We start from the raw sequence: 17,218 nt of genomic DNA on the forward strand, positions 1-17,218 counted from the left end.
GGTTTAGAGTTATTAATTTATTTGTTTTTAATAAAAAACTAAAAAATTTCAAAATTTAATTAAATAAAATAGATGAATTAAATTTGATTCGATTTTCACCTTATTTTTTCATTTTATCTCAAAACTCTAAGAATACTTAGGAATTGAGATGGAATTCACTGTTTTACTTCAACTTCCTATAATATATATTATGTAAACTAGTTAATGAAAATAATCATAAGCAACGCAACTTCATTGTACTGTGTTGACATAAAAAATGCTATGGTCTACTTCTCTTTTTTTGTTGACTATAATTAACTTACCAATTTTTTTAGGAGGTTTTAATTTGAACTTAACCGATGTTTTTGATGAGTTTCTATTTTACAAGTTGAAAAGAATTACTCGATATGTACTATAGATAGTTACCACCATGATTTTAAATGTTTATTGCATTTCTTAAATACAAATAGCCGCTCTACTAAGCTCCAAGATATGTCTCCTGCATTAATACGTCGCTTTATTCAAGATCAAGTAACTCGCCATAATGTGAAACCTAGAACTGTTCAAAGACGGATTTCTAGCTTGAAGTCATTTAATCGTTTTTGTTTAAAAGTTCAATTTACTACGAAGGATTTTACCGCTGGAATTGAAGTGCCAAAACATGATAAATTACTCCCTGTTTACATGTCGTTAAATGAATTGAAAATGCTTTTTAAATATTTAGAAGATGATGATCGCTCTTCCTCTTTAAGAAATGAATTAATATTTAAGCTTTTTGCAACTAGTGGATGAGACGCCAGGAACTGGTTGATCTTACGTGGCAGCAGATTGATTTTCATCATCAAACAATAAGAATCTTTGGTAAGGGTAAAAAAGAGCGTCTTCTCCCCCTTCATCCAATTGTCATTCCGCTTATATCTAAATATCGTGATATTTTAAACGAAATTGAATTACACGGTTCCGAGCCAATTTTTTTAAATTCAAGAAAAGAAAAATTTAATCCTCGTGGTTTACACATATTGTTCAAAAGATCGCTAAAAGCCGCTGGTCTACCGCCTTCTCGATTTTCACTTCATCATTTAAGCCATACAATTTCAACACTACTTTTACAAGAAGCAAAAGAAAAGGTTGATTTAAGAACCTTACAAGAGTTACTTGATCATGAGTCATTAGCTACTACTTCTATCTATACTCATGTGGATTTTGAAATAAAGAAAAAAGCTATTTATTTGAATTGTGTTAGTAAATAAAAAAATTAGGAGGCTGTCCCAAAAGGTAGATTTCAGCCTCCTAATTTTAAAAAACAAAACGCAAGAATGTGCACTTCTCTCTGATTTGATTACTATTGAGTTTTTCATTTGATAGAAATTCAGAAAAAGCCTCATTAGCAGCTTGTGGATCTAGACCTGATAATTCACGAACTAACTTTGCTTCAGGTTTCCCACAAATTCTTTTTCGTATTCTTCTTTTGAACCTAGTTCCATCCACAAAATTGATTCAAGTGTTTGTAAATCTTGAATTGTTAGAATTTTATTGGTACCAGTTGCTTATGGTAGTAATTACTGTTATCTCCTTTATAGGTTTATTTAGATTAAAATTAAAGGAATCCCTAATCCAATTAAGTCCATTATCAGAATAAAATATACCAGCTGTACTTTCTCTTTTACTGTTTGTACTAGTACCAAGAACTACTCTTTCTTTCGTTTCCTGTTTAATTGTTTTTATAACCATTTTTTCTTCTATTCTTGATTTAATCCATGTTCGTCCATTATCTTGAGAAATTAAGATTAAATTCTCATCACCATATTTAGGACCACCATCAGCTACAAGTATCCATAGTGTGTCTAAATATCAAGTTTTCGGTTACCTATCCATTTCACCATTTCAGGATCCCTGTGAGAAAAGAATAAGCTTTCCTTTGTATCTAATGCAGTAATTTTATCCATATCTTCTTGCCTTAATTCAAAGTCAAATATGTTGAAGTTTTCGATAATCCTTTCCTTACGCACTGACTTTGGAATTACAACAACTCCTCTTTGTGTCAACCATCGTAGGATAACTTGCGCTACTGATTTATTGTGATTTTCAGCAATCGAAGCTAAAACTTCATTTTTAAACATGTTATTTTTTCCTTCAGCGAATGGTCCCCATGACTCTATTTGAACATTGTTTTCTTTCATAAGGTTGTGACTTTCATTTTGCTGACAGAAAGGATGCGTTTCAACTTGGTTTACAGCTGGTACCACATCATTATGAATAATAAAATCAATCAGACGGTCTGGATAAAAGTTACTAACTCCAATCGCCCTAATCTTACCTTCACGGTACAATTCCTCCATCGCGCGCCAAGAACCAAATACATCACCAAATGGTTGATGAATTAAATATAAATCTAGATAATCCAGTTGCAATCTTTCAAGCGATTTTTCAAATGCTTGCTTTGTTCGTTCATATCCTGTATCTTGAACCCAAAGTTTTGTTGTAATAAATAATTCTTCTCTTGGTACACCACTGCACTTTATTGCCCTGCCTACTGCTTCTTCATTTAAATAGGAAGCAGCAGTATCAATCAGTCGATAACCTGCCATAAGTGCATCGTAGACAACTTGTTCACATTCATTTTCATTTTGAATTTGAAAAACACCAAAACCTAAAATAGGCATCTCTACACCATTGTTTAAAACGACTTTTTGCATATAATTCCCTCCAAATCTACATCTTTTCTGTATTACATTTTATCCAAGAAATAATATGTTTAAGTTTTTTAAGATTAGTATTTGTGAAACGATTACATTATTTCGTATTCTTATTATGCAATAAATGAAAAAGCTACCGTTATCAAATTCTTATCAAATTATTGCCTAATTCTCTCAAGACACTTATTTTCATGAAAAATGTATATTAATTATGTCTGATCAAATATATAATTTCCAAGCTGAACTCATTCAACTAATAGAGAGTCACACGGGCATAGATGGATCTCATACTACTGCTATTCCTTCTTTATTTTTCTCTCGTTATTCAAATGTTACAAGACCGAATTATGGAGTTTACAAGCCTTCCTTATGCATTATCGTTCAAGGTAAGAAGGAGGTCGTGTTAGCAAGAGTATTGTTTAAATAGTCCAGCCGATTACCTAATTGCCTCTGTTAACTTGCCAATTATCGAAATAGTCACAGAAGCTTCTATAGAAAATCCCTAATTGGCACTTAAAATGGAATTTACCCCGAATCAAATCTTGGAAGTATTAAAGGATTCGGAACTTGCTTTTCATAATGATATTACTAAAAGAGGCATATTACCTATAGTTATAACTCTCATTAAAATTTATAAACCGCTGCTAATAATTTATTAACAGCGGTTTTTTATTAGTTCAACATATGTGAAAACTAGCAAAAATTATGTGTTTCTATCATAAAAAAATTAATTTATCCCAATTAAAAAATTTTATTAAGTTTTAGATCGTCCTTTTCATTATATTCTTCCATAATTTTAGGCATCTCTCCCAATTTTCTTCCTGGCTAACTTGTTGATACAAGTATTGCTCATAATAGATCGTTAATTCTGTCATTTCGCTTGAAGAAAAAAGAGAATCAATATATTTTGCATAATTTCTAAGCGTTTCGTTTTCGTCACGCTTTAATCCATAACGAGCTAATTGACGTAATAATGTAAGGTAAAGTGATTCTAGTCTATCGTCTTTTTTACTAAAACGGTAAATTAACATGAAAAAGTAAGGAAGCCATTTTCTACGATTTAGATAAATGATACCTATCATTGCAAGCATCAGTCCTAGAGAAAGAAAAATCTCTTTCGAACCACTCATCATTGACTGCTTAATCTTCTGCCAAATATTAGAAAAGTAATTTGGTTTTTCAGCTTTCTTTGATTCTTCACCATTTACTCCATTTACTTCTTCAAGTTCATGCATCGGTTTATTTTTAATTACAGTTGTAGGTAAATCTTGTTGTTTGGTGGTAGATAAATTTTCGTTGCTGTTATTGATATTTAGTTCATTTGAAAAGCCTTTAGTAGGTTCGAATGCTACCCAGCCTTGATTTGGTAAAAATACCTCAACCCATGAGTGAGCGTTGTTAGCTTTCACTTCGTAAATTTGTTTTGATGAGTCTTCTTTACTGTTTCTAACATAATTACCTTCAGAGAATCCTTTAACCCAACGTGTTGGTATCCCTAGCGTTCTAAGCATTACTGCCATCGATGTTGAAAAATTATTACAATAACCACTTTTCGTGTCAAATAAAAATTGGTCCACATAATCAACATTCTTACCTGGAAAAGCTACATTCTTTTTAGTATATATGTATTCATCTCGATCAAAGTAATTCTCTATTGCTTTCGCTTTGTCATACCAATTTGTTTTACCTATTGTAATTTGTTGCGCCAACTCACCTATTCTCTTAGGTAAATTTGCTGGTAATTGAGTATAATTTTGGTAAAAGACAGCATTGATCAAATTTGAATCAAGTTTTACTGTTTTGATTAAATCTTTTGCTTTATATCTAGGTATTTCATATTCTACTTCAAAACTGGCTGGAATTTCTGGAATGCTATTATTGAAATAGCTTATTCTGTCAATGGTTGTATCAAGTTTGAAAACATTTCGATCGGGTTTAAAAGGTAGAATTTTTACTACTTTTTTAATTCCTTCAGGATACATAATATAGTTATACTGATAGTTATCATAAATTTTGATTCTTGCTGTTTCAATTTTGGTCTCAATCGCATCTGGATAAGTATTTAACTTAACAAAATCTTCTTTTTTCATAGGACGCTGCGTCGATGCAGAATCAACCCAACCTCGACCTGTATAGGTGTCTTTAGTCTCCATTTTCCAATATATACTTTGATTTGATTCATATTGAAAAAGCGGGTTATCATTTCCTTTTATAGGCCCACCTAGTCTTGAATCATCGGTGTCGTATCCACCCGTATTTGTTCCTCCACCAGAGCCACCATTGTTATCCTTTTTTGATAGTTGGAAAGACCAATTTTGGAAAGTCCTGATTGGTGATGGCTTAGGAGCCAAGGTTCCAATTAGGACAAAAAGAGTAATCATACTAACGAGTGGAGCCAACCATTTTTTTACATATTCTGAATAATAATGAACTCTTCCCTTTTCCATTAGATTGTCAAAAGTTAAAATACCCATAGTTGTAAAAGCAAGTATAACTGTTCGAACAATGGCAGTTTTGCCACCGTAGTCGGTAAGCGAATCTAATAGAGAAATATATAGAACTGTCAAAAGGAATAAGAAAAAAATCCACATGCGGTTTAAAAAGAAATTGATGAAATAGGCGATTATAGAAAGTAAAAGTAAGAATAATAATGTCTTGAATTCGTTACTCAATTTATTAAAATGGCCAGTTGTAAGCCAAATAATGTTCTGAACTACATGTTTAATGAAAATGAATATCCATTGAAAATGAAAGAAACCTAAATCGTAATAGAACTGATTAACGAAGGTTAAAACTAAGAATATATTTATTATCCATTGAAGGATTCTTTTTACTTTAAAAAAAGATAATGAAAAAACTATTAACATGTATAACGTGAAGACTTTCATATGATACGTATTTGTTAAATGATCAATGGGCCTTACCCATTCCAATAACAATAAACAGCCATATGAATACAACAAAAATAAGGTGAAATTACTTTTTATCATCGTATATCTCCCCCTGTAAAGGCCGCATTAAAATTACCTTCACCTACAATGATTGTTCTCACCCCGTGAGCATTGGCGATTGAAATGAGTGATTTTTCTCTTTCAGTTACGATCATAGACTCTGCCTTAATGACAAATATTGTAAATGAGCCTTTTCTATTTTTAATAAAACTAGCTTTTTCGACCAATTTTTTCGATAATTGAGAGGTTATTAAGATATAAGATACACTTTGTTGTATGAAACGAAGTTCTTTTTCTAAAACCATCTCAATTGGTGAAGTATTATTTGTCTCTATTTTCGCAAGGTGATAAAAAAGCTTTTGAAAATGTCCTTCTCCCCCTCTAATTGGAAAACAATCTAGTCTTTTGTTATTTGTTAAAAGGCCAACCTGAATACCCTTTTTCAGGACAGTATGTAGAAAAGATGCTGTAAACGACACAATTGATTCGAAAAGTTCATTTTGAGCACAATCCATTATGACAAACAGATCATTAGATTGTAATTCTTCAAACTCTTTTGTCATCATCTCATTTCGTTTAGCGGAAGCTTTCCAATTAATCCAGGAAAACCTGTCTCCAGACTGATATTCTCTTATACCTACAGCCATTGATGTATCCCGCTGAATATGATGACTATACATTGTTGAGCCGTGATTATTTTGATGCTCAAGTGAACGATAATAAAGCTCCGAATACTGAGGATATACTACAAATCTATTAATAACAGTAAATTTTTTTTTCAATTCGAAAATACCAAGAGGATCACCAACCTTTATTGTTAAGGAATTAAACATGTACTCCCCACGTGGTAATTTGTGAAGCATATAATCAAAGGAACATTCCTTTTTAAAGCCAGCTAAAATCAACTCCTTTTTAAATTTTTGTTGATCAGTAGTTTGTAAATTATTTGAGTAATTTTCTTCTATAAAGAAATAAAATACAGGAAAAAAATTTGACTTTTTCACGGTTAAAATAACTTTTATCGGATCACCGACCTTGAAACCGTTTTTAGGAAGTTCTCTAGTCACTTTCAGATTTTCCAACGGATAAAAAGATAATGCAACACAGTATAAGATAAATGGTAGAAAACTATAGAATAAAAACCAACTTACAAATCCTCCTTGAAACAAAGCATTCAAAAACAGTACTGGTAATAGAAAATATAACAATAGGTACTTCCTTACTTTTTTGAGGACACGTAATTGTATTTTCATTATAATTTCACTTTCCTTTTAACAGGTACAGAAATCTTTTTAACAATATTTTTAATAATTTTTTCAGCAGTAATTCCTTCAAATTTTGATTCTGAATTTAAAATAATTCGGTGGGACAATACAAATGGAGCTAGATATTGTATATCATCTGGTAAAACGTAATCACGTCCGTACATGAATGCATATGCTTGTCCCGCTTTCATAAGTGCGATTGAACCTCTTGGGCTAGAACCCAAATAAACATTTCCGTCCTGTCTCGTACGATTAACAATACTCACAATATAATGCTTAATTGATTCATCGATAAAAACATACTTCATTTCCTTTTGAAGAGACAGTAAACCATCAATGTCAATGACAGGTTTTAACTCTTCAATTGGAGGGATATTTTGCAACCTATTTAATATTTCTAATTCTTCATCTATTGTCGGATATCCCATTGACATCTTTAATAAAAATCGATCTAGTTGTGCTTCAGGAAGTGGATATGTACCTTCATATTCAATTGGATTTTGTGTCGCCATTACGAAAAAAGGCTTGGCTAGTTCATAGGTTATCCCGTCAATTGTTATACTGGCTTCCTCCAAACCTTCTAATAGTGCAGACTGTGTTTTTGGAGATGTTCGGTTAATTTCATCAGCAAGGATAATATTTCCCATCAAAGGTCCTGGATGGAACTGAAACTCCATTTCTTTTGGATTATAAATAGAAACCCCTGTTACATCTGAAGGCAACAAGTCAGGAGTAAATTGAATTCTTCGGAAATTTGCATTAACGGATTTAGCAAGTGCTTTTACCAGCATTGTTTTCCCAACACCCGGAACATCTTCCAATAAAACATGCCCTCCTGCAAGAAGAGCTACCAAACTAAGTTCGACTTCCTTTCTTTTTCCGATCATTACATTTTCGATATTTGTCATTATATTTTTAATTTCAGGATGCATTTTTTCGATGACCACGTTTTTAATCCTCCTTAAAGTGTAGTAGTTTGTTAAAATAATAGCTTTTCATTTCATTGTTCGATTCCAACTAGGGATAATGTGCAAGGAGTATTAAAAATAAATAGTAACTAGTTAATAGACTTATTAAATAAACCAATTAGAATAAATACAAATCGTTTGAATTGCAGGCGGTTAGAAGCAAAATAATTACTAAACTTCATTTTTACAATAAAAGTACAATTTTCATACTCCAAATAATGATCATGCAGACTATGGGAATCGTTATCTAAAGTATAGTATAATTTCAATAAAATTTCGATAATTTAAAATATTCACATAGGAAATAATTCCTATTTAATTGTTTTCAATTAGTTATTTAGTGGTTTCACTTTTTGTTAAGTATTAACATATGAAAAAGATCTTCTAAAAAGGAAAATCCTTCAATTATTATTCTGGAACATTCACAGTAAATGTGCCATTGATCAAAAAAATCCAAATAACATTTCGATTGCTACATATGGAAAGTAATATTTATACTTCAAACAATTTAGGAAAAGAATGGCTAGAAATCGTGAAAAAATAATACAGATCTTTAATTAATTTCTCAATATAGATCGTACAAAATGTATGGTTTACTTTTATAGTTTGTGCATTTCTATTAAGTGAATTAATAATCTAGTAATCAATAAAAACAGAAAAAATAAACAAAAACTCTAATCACCTATAAAAAAGGGATTATTGTTTTTGCTTTCTATTAAAAGGACATATTTTATTTATTAATAGGGGACAGTTCAGATTCTGTCACCCATTTATGATTTTTAACCACTTTTCCGACATTAGTCGGCTTGAAATCAATCATGTAGACTGTAGTATGCTCTGCAGAATCGATCGTTGCTTTTGCGCCTTTCATACCTTTCATATGATCTGCATTTAATGTGACTTCTGCTAGTTCAAATTGTTTATTATCTGCTTCTTTAATTTCTTCTCGTATAACCCATTTATGATTAGGAACCTTTTTTCCACCAGTCGTTGGGGTATAGGTAACTGCATAGGCTATTGTATCATAGGCACCCACAATCGTTGCTTCGGCACCTTTCATACCCTCCATATGACCTTCAGTGATTGTTGCTTTACTTCCAATTTTATAAGTTGGATTCTCCGCTACTTTCAAACCCATTGGAACTTCGCTTGTACCTGAATGCTCCATTTTGGAATGTTCCATCTTCGTTTCAGTATTACCACATCCATATAATACCAGTGCAGTGATTAATGATAAAACGCCAACAATAAACTTCTTTATTTTCATATTTTCACCCCATTAATTTTAAAGACATCATACCACCTAGTATAATGGCCTTTTATTAATTCATAAAACAGTAGTACATAATGTTAATTTTACATTGTCACCCTTTTTAATACTGGACCAGAGCTGCACCGTTAATTGTTCAAACAAAGTACATAGCCACCATTTTTAAGATTTTGCTATCCAACCTTTGCTATAAGGGTCACTTTAAGGCATTATATGATTTGTAGTGGCTTACCCGCTTAACCCTTTAAATCTATTTTGTATCCTTTGATTTTCCCCCTTTTCACACGTAGTGTAAGATATGTTTGTGCAGATATCGTGCAGAAACGTTGAAAAAAAAGAAAAATCTCTATTAAATCTGCATATTTTCTGCAAAATTATATGTTAACCTTAAAGAAAAATTTAATGGGGAGTTTACGAATGATTTCAATACTATTAGTTGATGATGAACCTAGAATGCTTGATTTACTTTCGCTCTATCTTATTCCTCTTAATTTTAATTGTACAAAAGCGCATTCAGGTGAAGAAGCAATTACGAGATTAACAGAGCATCCTTTTGACTTAGTTTTACTCGATGTCATGATGCCTAATATGGATGGATGGGAAACGTTAGAAAAAATAAGGGAATTTAGCAATGTTCCGATCATTATGGTGACAGCGCGTGATCAAAAAAGCGATATCGTTAAAGGACTAAAATATGGTTCAGATGATTATATTACAAAGCCATTTCATGAAGAGGAGCTTGTAGAAAGAATAAAAGCAATATTAAGAAGAACCTTGCCTAAAGAACGAATTAAGTTTAAAGGAATGGTGTGGGATCAACAAAAGCATCTTGTAACATACGAGGAATATCCAATTCCCCTTACTCCAATCGAATTCTCACTACTTGGATTATTCCTAAGTAATTTAAATCATGTATTCAGTAGGGATCATTTAATTCAAAAAGTGTGGGGATTTCAAACTATTACAGATGGACGAACAGTTGATTCGCATATCAGAAATTTAAGAGATAAACTAAGAAAAACCTCATTTCCAATAGATCAGTATTTATTATCCATTTACGGAGTTGGTTACAAATGGGTATCACACTAACATATTGATGGTGAATTATGATTAACACTAAATCGATTTCTTTTAAATTAGGACTTTCTTTCTTACTTCTAACGATAATAATTGAAACACTATTATTTTCAATTCTTTATTTTTCATTAGTTAATACTAGAGTAAATGAAGAAATACGATCTTTAATTAACAGAGGTAACAGTCATCGTGATGTACTTGAGAAACATTTTACTGATGAAACAATAAAACATGTTGCTTTAATGGAATCTGAAGCTGATACAAAAGTAATTGTTCTATCTATAAGTGGTGAAGTTTTAGGGAGCTCCCATTCACTAGATAAGGTAATGAGAGAACATTTAAATGTAAACAAATCTCATATTAACAAAAATGGTACAATTATTCATTCTGATTGGCGTCACGAAAATTATATTTCAACGATCAGTCCAATCACTGTTAATCAAAGTATTAGAGGCTATGTTTATATGTTTCAAAAAACTGAATCTATCCTACACCTAATCCTTAAATTAAAGATAATCTTTATTATTACAATGATGGTGACTTTTATCATCACGTTAAGTGCAATCTTATATCTATCAGGTAGATTAACTCGTCCACTTATTAAAATGACTGAAGAAACAGACAAAATGGCTAAAGGTGATTTGTCTGTTTCACTTAATATATCTTCAAATGATGAAGTCAGTGAACTTGCGGATGCGATTCAACATTTAGCCTCTGAATTATCTTACATGAAAAATGAACGAAACGAATTTTTAGCGACTGTTGCACATGAATTAAGAACGCCTCTAACATTTATCCGAGGTTATGCAGATATCGCACAGAGAAATACATTAGATGAAAATGAAAAACATGATTACTTAAAAATTATTAAAGAAGAGGCCGATCGTATTACGGATCTCGTACAAGATTTATTACTCCTTGCACAAATTGAACAACATAGTTTTGCTATCAACAAAACAGAACTAAAAATTTGTGAACTTTTAGAAAGTACGAAAGAAAAATTTGCAGGGGTTTTAATGGAAAAACATATTTCATTAACCTTACAATGTGATAGCGATTGTAAGGCAAATGTCGATAACCAAAGATTTAACCAAGTTTTACAAAATTTAATTATGAATTCTTATCAATATGCTTATAGTCATTCCACAATCAAAATTAAAGTAAATACGATCGATAACTTTATACAAATTTCAATTCAAGTTCAAGGAGTAGGAATTCCTCCTGAGGATATACCACATATTTTTAAACGTTTTTACCGTGTTGATAAATCAAGAACAAGGTCCACTGGTGGTACAGGATTAGGTCTAGCTATCGTAAAAGAAATTGTTGAGTTGCACGACGGTACTGTTTCAGTTGATAGTGAACTAGGAATTGGTACAACGTTCTTAATCAAATTACCGAAATAAAAAGGCAAGATCCAAATAAGAGTAACTTGGAGTTGTTAAACAAAAAACCAGCAGATGCTGGTTTTTTTGTTGCATGAATTTGGATGTATGACATTTATTTAAAAGTTAATTTACTTTTCAGGATCCACTACATTAGACTTAGATTGATTCCAAGACCCCGCATGCAATTCAAAATGTAAGTGTTGCCTAAACGATTGGCCAGTATTTCCCATATATCCAATCTGTTGACCATTTGAAACAGTTTGACCACAGCTTACATTATAGCTATTTTAATGTTAGTTAAAAACTCACTATTAAACTAATAAAAGCAAACCGTAAAATGACTAAAAATAAAAAAAAGGTCAAACCGGTATCGTAGCACGAATTTGACGCTAATATGTAAGGGGCTCACCTTTGAATATATTATTGGAACTTCCAATAACCATCCAGCATTTTAAAAAAGTGACTTTGATTCGTGTCAGTAAGGTTCACTAAGAAAGGAGTCTCTCCTTTTTCTTTTAAAACCTTAGCAGCCGTTCCATCTCCAATTGGTGTACAAAATATTAAATTAGTTCCGTTCAATTTTAATAATCTACAACGTGCATTGATTTCCGTATCTATATACTCTTCGCCTTGTTTAAGGTCAAACAAATTCTTCCAAGTTTCTATGGCCATATCCAAATTTTTTACGACAAATCCAACACTTTCAAATTTTGGTTTACCTAATATGTGTGACCATATTAAGCCTTGAACTGCTATTTCTGAATGTCTTTCTTTATCTGATTTTTCCCATTCAATAAAAAATGGTAAAATAACCTTTTTTTCCTTGTATTCAGGGAATAACAATGACCACTTGATTAATTGACCATCAGCACGAACTCTCTCCCCAGTAAGCGGTCCATATACTGTAAGTCCTTCTGCTTTAAGTTTTATTGCTAGATCTTCAATTTGATTTGTTCGTATTGCTACTTTTGCTGGCCCTTCCCGATTATCTTTTGCTAGTTGTTCAACGATTTGCGTAATTAATCGATTTTCATCATGATTTTCAGCTATAGATAAATTTTCAATTCCTAAAAATTCAATATAACTTAAGCCAAAATAAGTTAGGGTATTATATGTTCCCCAAGATTCATGACGTCCTCCATTCACAACATGGATTCCTCTTTGCTTTAAGGGGAAAATTGCTTTCTCTGGTTTCTTAACGAACCAAACAAGGTGATCAAAGAATAAATCCATTATCCGTTCTCCTTTCACTCGGTAATTTCTTTCATGAGGAGATTAATGCCTGCAATATCCTCGTTTTTCGTCAATTTCCATCATATAAATAGGTTACCTACCGCTTATATACCAATGTTATTAGATAATCAACGTTAAACCAATCATTTTCTAAAGCATATGTATTACTTTTCGAAAATCAATCTTGTCAAAATCTGTTTACTAAATGACCAACATAAAAACTCCTCAACAAGGCAAGGAGCTTTTTCTTCATTTATTTCGTTCCAGAAAATCTTTAACTCCTTCGAAATGATTCTTCATTTTTCCATCGATTTTCTCAAGTATAAAATGACTGTCTTTTGCAAGTGGACTACTTGATGTTTGATATGCATCAATCGAAGCAATATTGTGATCCGAACTGATACTCATTAATGATAAGTTGTGAATGTGTTGCCAAACATCAAAATGCACCCAATCGATTGCATGGTAGTAAGCATTCCCTATGATCATGCTCGTTGGAATCAGCAATCCTACTACACCTACTCCGAACCCGACAAGTAACACTTTCTTTCCTATTTTTTTGGTCTTATGAGCAAACATGAATCTTGAATCAACTAACGAATGTCCATTTTTCGTTTCCGCTTGCGCTTGAATGAGTTTGTTATGACCCTCGATCACTAATTTTTGTTCATATGGATAATACGTTGCAAATCGTTTAATCATCTAGCATCCTCTCTTCCATATAACACTATTCATTCATCACGTGTGCCTTTATTTAACGATATGAGACAACTGGTAAAGTATTCTAACAAATGGATGTATAATGCAGTATAAAAAAGAACGTTTTGATTCATCTAATTTAGAAGCACCATTTACTAAACCATAAAATCCACCAACTTAAAAAATGAATTATCTTTACAAATTAGTTGCATATGATATACTCTTTCTTGGTTTAACTAGATTAGTTTTCAAAGGAGTAACTACATGAGTATTCAAAACGTGTATCTTTCTATAAAACAAGGAGAAACAGCCACAAATCAGAATAGAATTCCTATTTCCTCTAATGAAACGTTGCTAGGGCGTATGTGGGGTAATGATTTACCACATATTCCTTTTACTAGTCAATATATTTCAAGAAAACATGCTTTAATAAATTTCGATAAAGAAGAAAATTACACAATTGTTGATCTCATGAGTAAACATGGAACACAAGTAAATCATATTATTTTAGAAAAAAACAAACCATTTTTTCTTCGTGATGGCGATAGTATAAGTCTTGCAAGTGGTGCCGCTGTACTTATTTTTCATAATCTATCAGAGCAGAACTTTGGAGACACACTTGATATGCCGCTAGTTTTAGATAAACACATAAACGATTTCAAAGGTATAACTGTGAATGTTGTTAAGCGAGAAATTTTAATTGATGGCGTCAGAATCCACCTGACTAGTAAAGATACAGAATTATTTTTGTTGTTATATCAAAGAGCCAATAGCGCAGTTAGCTATAACGAAATTAAAATAAATGTTTGGCCGGAACGAATTACTAATGATATTGAACAGCCTGATGTAGGACGTGAAGAAATTAATACTCTACTATATAGATTACGAAAGAAATTAGGAAAATACGGTCAAAAGATTGTTTCTGTGCCTCGATATGGTTATATGTTTGAGGATATTTAATAGATTAAAAATATAAAAACTAATGAAAAAGAGTGTAGAATTTTTTAGGATTCTACACTCTTTTTAGCATTTTTAGTTATTAGAATAAACTAAAAACATATACTTATTTTTTGATTGTTTATGTAGTTTATAATAAATTAGATCTTACTTTTTTCTCTAAAATAGTTAATTCTATATAAATTGCAATAAAAGAACACAATGAACCCACTAAAAGAATTATTGCGCATACATATACAGGTAGAATTAACAGAATGTACCCTAATATAGTTACAGCAACTATTAATAAATAAAACATTACAATTCACCCTTTTTTACATTAATCAAAATCGTCTATAAAAAAATTATGTACTAATGTAAAGGTATTACTTTATGATTAGTTACTCAATATCACATTGGTAACAAAACACTAACATTTTAAAATTAATAATATTTGTAAACTTAGTGTTCGATAAAGAAATGCAGTTATTTTTTTGTTACCTACTACTCATTAAACTTCAATAAATCTATACACTGAGTTTCTAGGTTTTACGATCAGATGATATAAATAGGTAAAAACCAACTGACAATTGTTTCAACTTTTCCTAATTCTACAATCATACCACTGCCTCCGGATGTTTGTTTGTTATATACTTCTATTATTTAATTTCATTCTTCTAAAAAATCCATCTCTTTTTATGCGATCAACATCATTCACATATCTTTCCAAAATCAAAAACAGCCTAGCTAAAAATAGGCTGTTAATAGAGTGTTGAAATATTGAAGAATAACGAACTTGGCTTGAAAAGAGATACATGTGGATCGAATAGTCTTATAAAAGGTTAAAAATTAATATACTTTGCTGGATTAACTGCGTTTGATTTTGCATTATTCCATTGTCCTTCATGTAATTCAAAGTGAAGATGCTGCCCAAAAGAATGACCCGTATTTCCCATCGTTCCAATCTTTTGTCCTTTTGAAATAGTTTGTCCAGTTGAGACTTGATAATTTTGCATATGAGCATAAACTGATGTAAACACTTTTCCATTCATTTTATGCGTAATAAAGACAACATTACCATAACTGGATGAATGGTAAGCTCGTATTACAACCCCATTTGCTACTGAGACAATCGGTGTACTTCCTTTTTTAACAATATCTACACCAAAATGCGTTTCATGATCAAATGATCGATATCCAAAACCTGAAGATAAATACCCTTGTGCTGGTCGTGTAAATTTACCACCTGAAATACTTGAAACGGCTTTTATTGCTTTTTCCTGATCTTTTAATAGATCTTCCTGTTCTTCTAAACTCAAAATATCCTGTTCCTTTTCATTTACATCATCTTTAAGTTTGCTAAGTATAGCCTTCATTTGAGTTTCTTGATTAACCAGTGAACGTTCTAAATTTAGAAGAACTTTTTTATCATTTTCCAACTTATTTTGAGTTAACATTAAGTCTTTCTTTTTTAATTCAACTTTTTCAAAATCGTTCTGTTGTTCCTTAACGATGTCTTGATCAGCATTCATAAATTTACCAATAGCGTTTATTCGTTGAACTAAATCACCAATACCTTTTGCATCAAAAATAACGTCTAAATAGGAGTTATTTCCACCCGATTTTTGAATTGTAATTAAACGATTATTAATTATTACTTGACGCTGATCTAAACGTTTTTGAAATTCTTCTATCTCAGCTTGTAATTTTTCTAATTCATTTTTGCCACTTATTAATTCTGCCTCTTTTTGACTCTTCTTTATTATTGTATTCTCAATTGATGTGTTAATTGTATCGATAGAGTTTAATAACAATTTTTGCTGATCTTTTAATTGATTCATCTCATTTTTTGCTTTTTGTGCTTCTTCTTGAACTTTTACTCGTTTATCTTGAATCCTCTTTATCTTTGAATTTGTTATATTATCTGCAAGTACACCATTTGGAAGTATAGTAAATGATAAACTTGCAGCTACTAATATTAATTTATTAATAATTTGTTTCATCGTTATCTCCCTAAGCTTGACATATACTTATATATGTTAACTTAGAAATGTAACAATTCTATGCAAATTAGACTACACTCTTTTTACAAGTTTTTTACAAGCTCTTTGCAACACGATAATAAATAATTAATAAACCAGTACTAAAAAGGGACTGAAGATAATCTAATTCAATCCATCTTTTCTTAAAAAAGATTGTGCAGTTACAGTTTTTCCTGCTGGTTTATAATTAGTCCCCCTTAAATATTTACATGCTGTATCTACTATCAAAATAAAAAGACTGCCTTAGCAGCCATTTTGAAGGAAACATTTTCCATCTATTTAAAATTTTTCATTTACTTCCCACGATTCTACTGTTAAATAAGCAGTTTTTGGGTCCATACCCCTACCAATCAAATAGGTCATTGCAGCAACTTCTTGTAACGCATGCTCATATGAAGTAGCTTTAGCTTCATTCAGGCCATACGAAACAAAAGGAGCAATTTCCCTTAATACTGGATCCTTTAAATGTGGATAAAACGGTTGCTTCGTAACTTGTTGTGCCCATATTTCTGATTGAGGGTATTGTGGAAACTGCCGAATATTTTGATATGGATAATAAGGCATAAAATTTAGATACAGATTAGTCATACTTTAACTATACCTCCCTTTTATATACATGCGTTATCATATGTTAGGTGTTTATCCATTGACTAGACGGTTACCCAAACCTATTATCGTTATAAAAACACATAAAAATCACTTGATATATGATTT

Annotated in this window: 15 protein-coding genes and 2 pseudogenes; 6 read left to right on the forward strand and 11 right to left on the reverse strand. The window is 31.4% G+C overall.

Going from position 1 to position 17,218, the window contains the following annotated elements; genetic code table 11:
• Positions 1-393 precede the first annotated feature (393 nt).
• Positions 394-771, forward strand: coding sequence for a tyrosine-type recombinase/integrase (locus tag COC46_RS22955; protein ID WP_255294996.1), 378 nt, complete (start codon positions 394-396; stop codon positions 769-771).
• Complete coding sequence (locus COC46_RS22960) at positions 768-1,229, forward strand: tyrosine-type recombinase/integrase (RefSeq protein ID WP_255294993.1); 462 nt, start codon at positions 768-770, stop codon at positions 1,227-1,229. Before COC46_RS22955 ends, COC46_RS22960 begins: the two co-directional genes overlap by 4 nt.
• Positions 1,230-1,308: 79 nt before the next feature.
• Here the strand turns inward: COC46_RS22960 and COC46_RS22965 are convergent.
• A pseudogene (locus tag COC46_RS22965) lies at positions 1,309-1,514 on the reverse strand (hypothetical protein); the annotation flags it as partial.
• Positions 1,515-1,823: 309 nt separating this feature from the next.
• On the reverse strand, positions 1,824-2,675 hold the full coding sequence (locus COC46_RS20985) for an aldo/keto reductase (protein WP_098811832.1): 852 nt from the start codon (positions 2,673-2,675) through the stop codon (positions 1,824-1,826).
• 211 nt (positions 2,676-2,886) lie between these two features.
• Between COC46_RS20985 and COC46_RS22970 the strand changes: the two genes are divergently transcribed.
• Entirely contained in the window at positions 2,887-3,102 is a 216-nt protein-coding gene (locus tag COC46_RS22970) for an AraC family transcriptional regulator N-terminal domain-containing protein (protein WP_255294994.1), read from the forward strand.
• A gap of 334 nt (positions 3,103-3,436) precedes the next feature.
• Here the strand turns inward: COC46_RS22970 and COC46_RS20995 are convergent, their stop codons facing one another.
• The 4 genes from COC46_RS20995 to COC46_RS21010 form a co-directional block, all read right to left on the reverse strand.
• On the reverse strand, positions 3,437-5,665 hold the full coding sequence (locus COC46_RS20995) for a DUF4129 domain-containing transglutaminase family protein (RefSeq protein ID WP_098811833.1): 2,229 nt from the start codon (positions 5,663-5,665) through the stop codon (positions 3,437-3,439).
• Positions 5,662-6,693, reverse strand: coding sequence for a DUF58 domain-containing protein (locus COC46_RS21000; protein WP_255294995.1), 1,032 nt, complete (start codon positions 6,691-6,693; stop codon positions 5,662-5,664). Before COC46_RS21000 ends, COC46_RS20995 begins: the two co-directional genes overlap by 4 nt.
• Before the next feature lie 185 nt (positions 6,694-6,878).
• Entirely contained in the window at positions 6,879-7,838 is a 960-nt protein-coding gene (locus tag COC46_RS21005; protein WP_369700079.1) for an AAA family ATPase, read from the reverse strand.
• A gap of 751 nt (positions 7,839-8,589) precedes the next feature.
• Complete coding sequence (locus COC46_RS21010) at positions 8,590-9,126, reverse strand: YdhK family protein (RefSeq protein WP_098811835.1); 537 nt, start codon at positions 9,124-9,126, stop codon at positions 8,590-8,592.
• A gap of 420 nt (positions 9,127-9,546) precedes the next feature.
• Between COC46_RS21010 and COC46_RS21015 the strand changes: the two genes are divergently transcribed.
• Positions 9,547-10,218 carry a response regulator transcription factor gene (locus tag COC46_RS21015; protein ID WP_098811836.1) on the forward strand — a complete coding sequence of 224 codons (672 nt, stop codon included), beginning with the start codon at positions 9,547-9,549 and terminating at the stop codon, positions 10,216-10,218.
• Between the two features lie 17 nt (positions 10,219-10,235).
• Positions 10,236-11,612: a sensor histidine kinase gene (locus tag COC46_RS21020; protein WP_098811837.1), complete on the forward strand. Its 1,377-nt coding sequence runs from the start codon at positions 10,236-10,238 to the stop codon at positions 11,610-11,612.
• 110 nt (positions 11,613-11,722) lie between these two features.
• Here the strand turns inward: COC46_RS21020 and COC46_RS21025 are convergent.
• The 3 genes and pseudogenes from COC46_RS21025 to COC46_RS21035 all read right to left on the reverse strand — a co-directional run.
• Positions 11,723-11,881 (reverse strand): annotated as a pseudogene (locus tag COC46_RS21025) (M23 family metallopeptidase); the annotation flags it as partial.
• A gap of 133 nt (positions 11,882-12,014) precedes the next feature.
• Entirely contained in the window at positions 12,015-12,827 is an 813-nt protein-coding gene (locus tag COC46_RS21030) for a VOC family protein (RefSeq protein WP_098811839.1), read from the reverse strand.
• A 249-nt stretch (positions 12,828-13,076) separates the two neighbouring features.
• Complete coding sequence (locus COC46_RS21035) at positions 13,077-13,529, reverse strand: hypothetical protein (protein ID WP_098811840.1); 453 nt, start codon at positions 13,527-13,529, stop codon at positions 13,077-13,079.
• 261 nt (positions 13,530-13,790) lie between these two features.
• On the opposite strand from COC46_RS21035, the gene COC46_RS21040 reads away from it, so the two are divergent.
• Positions 13,791-14,486: an FHA domain-containing protein gene (locus COC46_RS21040; RefSeq protein WP_098811841.1), complete on the forward strand. Its 696-nt coding sequence runs from the start codon at positions 13,791-13,793 to the stop codon at positions 14,484-14,486.
• An 818-nt stretch (positions 14,487-15,304) separates the two neighbouring features.
• Here the strand turns inward: COC46_RS21040 and COC46_RS21045 are convergent.
• Together COC46_RS21045 and COC46_RS23195 are read right to left on the reverse strand one after the other, a co-directional pair.
• The gene (locus COC46_RS21045) at positions 15,305-16,465 is read right to left on the reverse strand and encodes a murein hydrolase activator EnvC family protein (RefSeq protein ID WP_098811842.1); all 1,161 of its coding nucleotides are present in this window, start codon (positions 16,463-16,465) and stop codon (positions 15,305-15,307) included.
• A gap of 318 nt (positions 16,466-16,783) precedes the next feature.
• Complete coding sequence (locus COC46_RS23195; protein WP_098811843.1) at positions 16,784-17,092, reverse strand: hypothetical protein; 309 nt, start codon at positions 17,090-17,092, stop codon at positions 16,784-16,786.
• Positions 17,093-17,218: the final 126 nt, after the last annotated feature.

The organism is Bacillus sp. AFS041924, assembly GCF_002577195.1.
Classification (GTDB): domain Bacteria; phylum Bacillota; class Bacilli; order Bacillales; family Bacillaceae_G; genus Gottfriedia.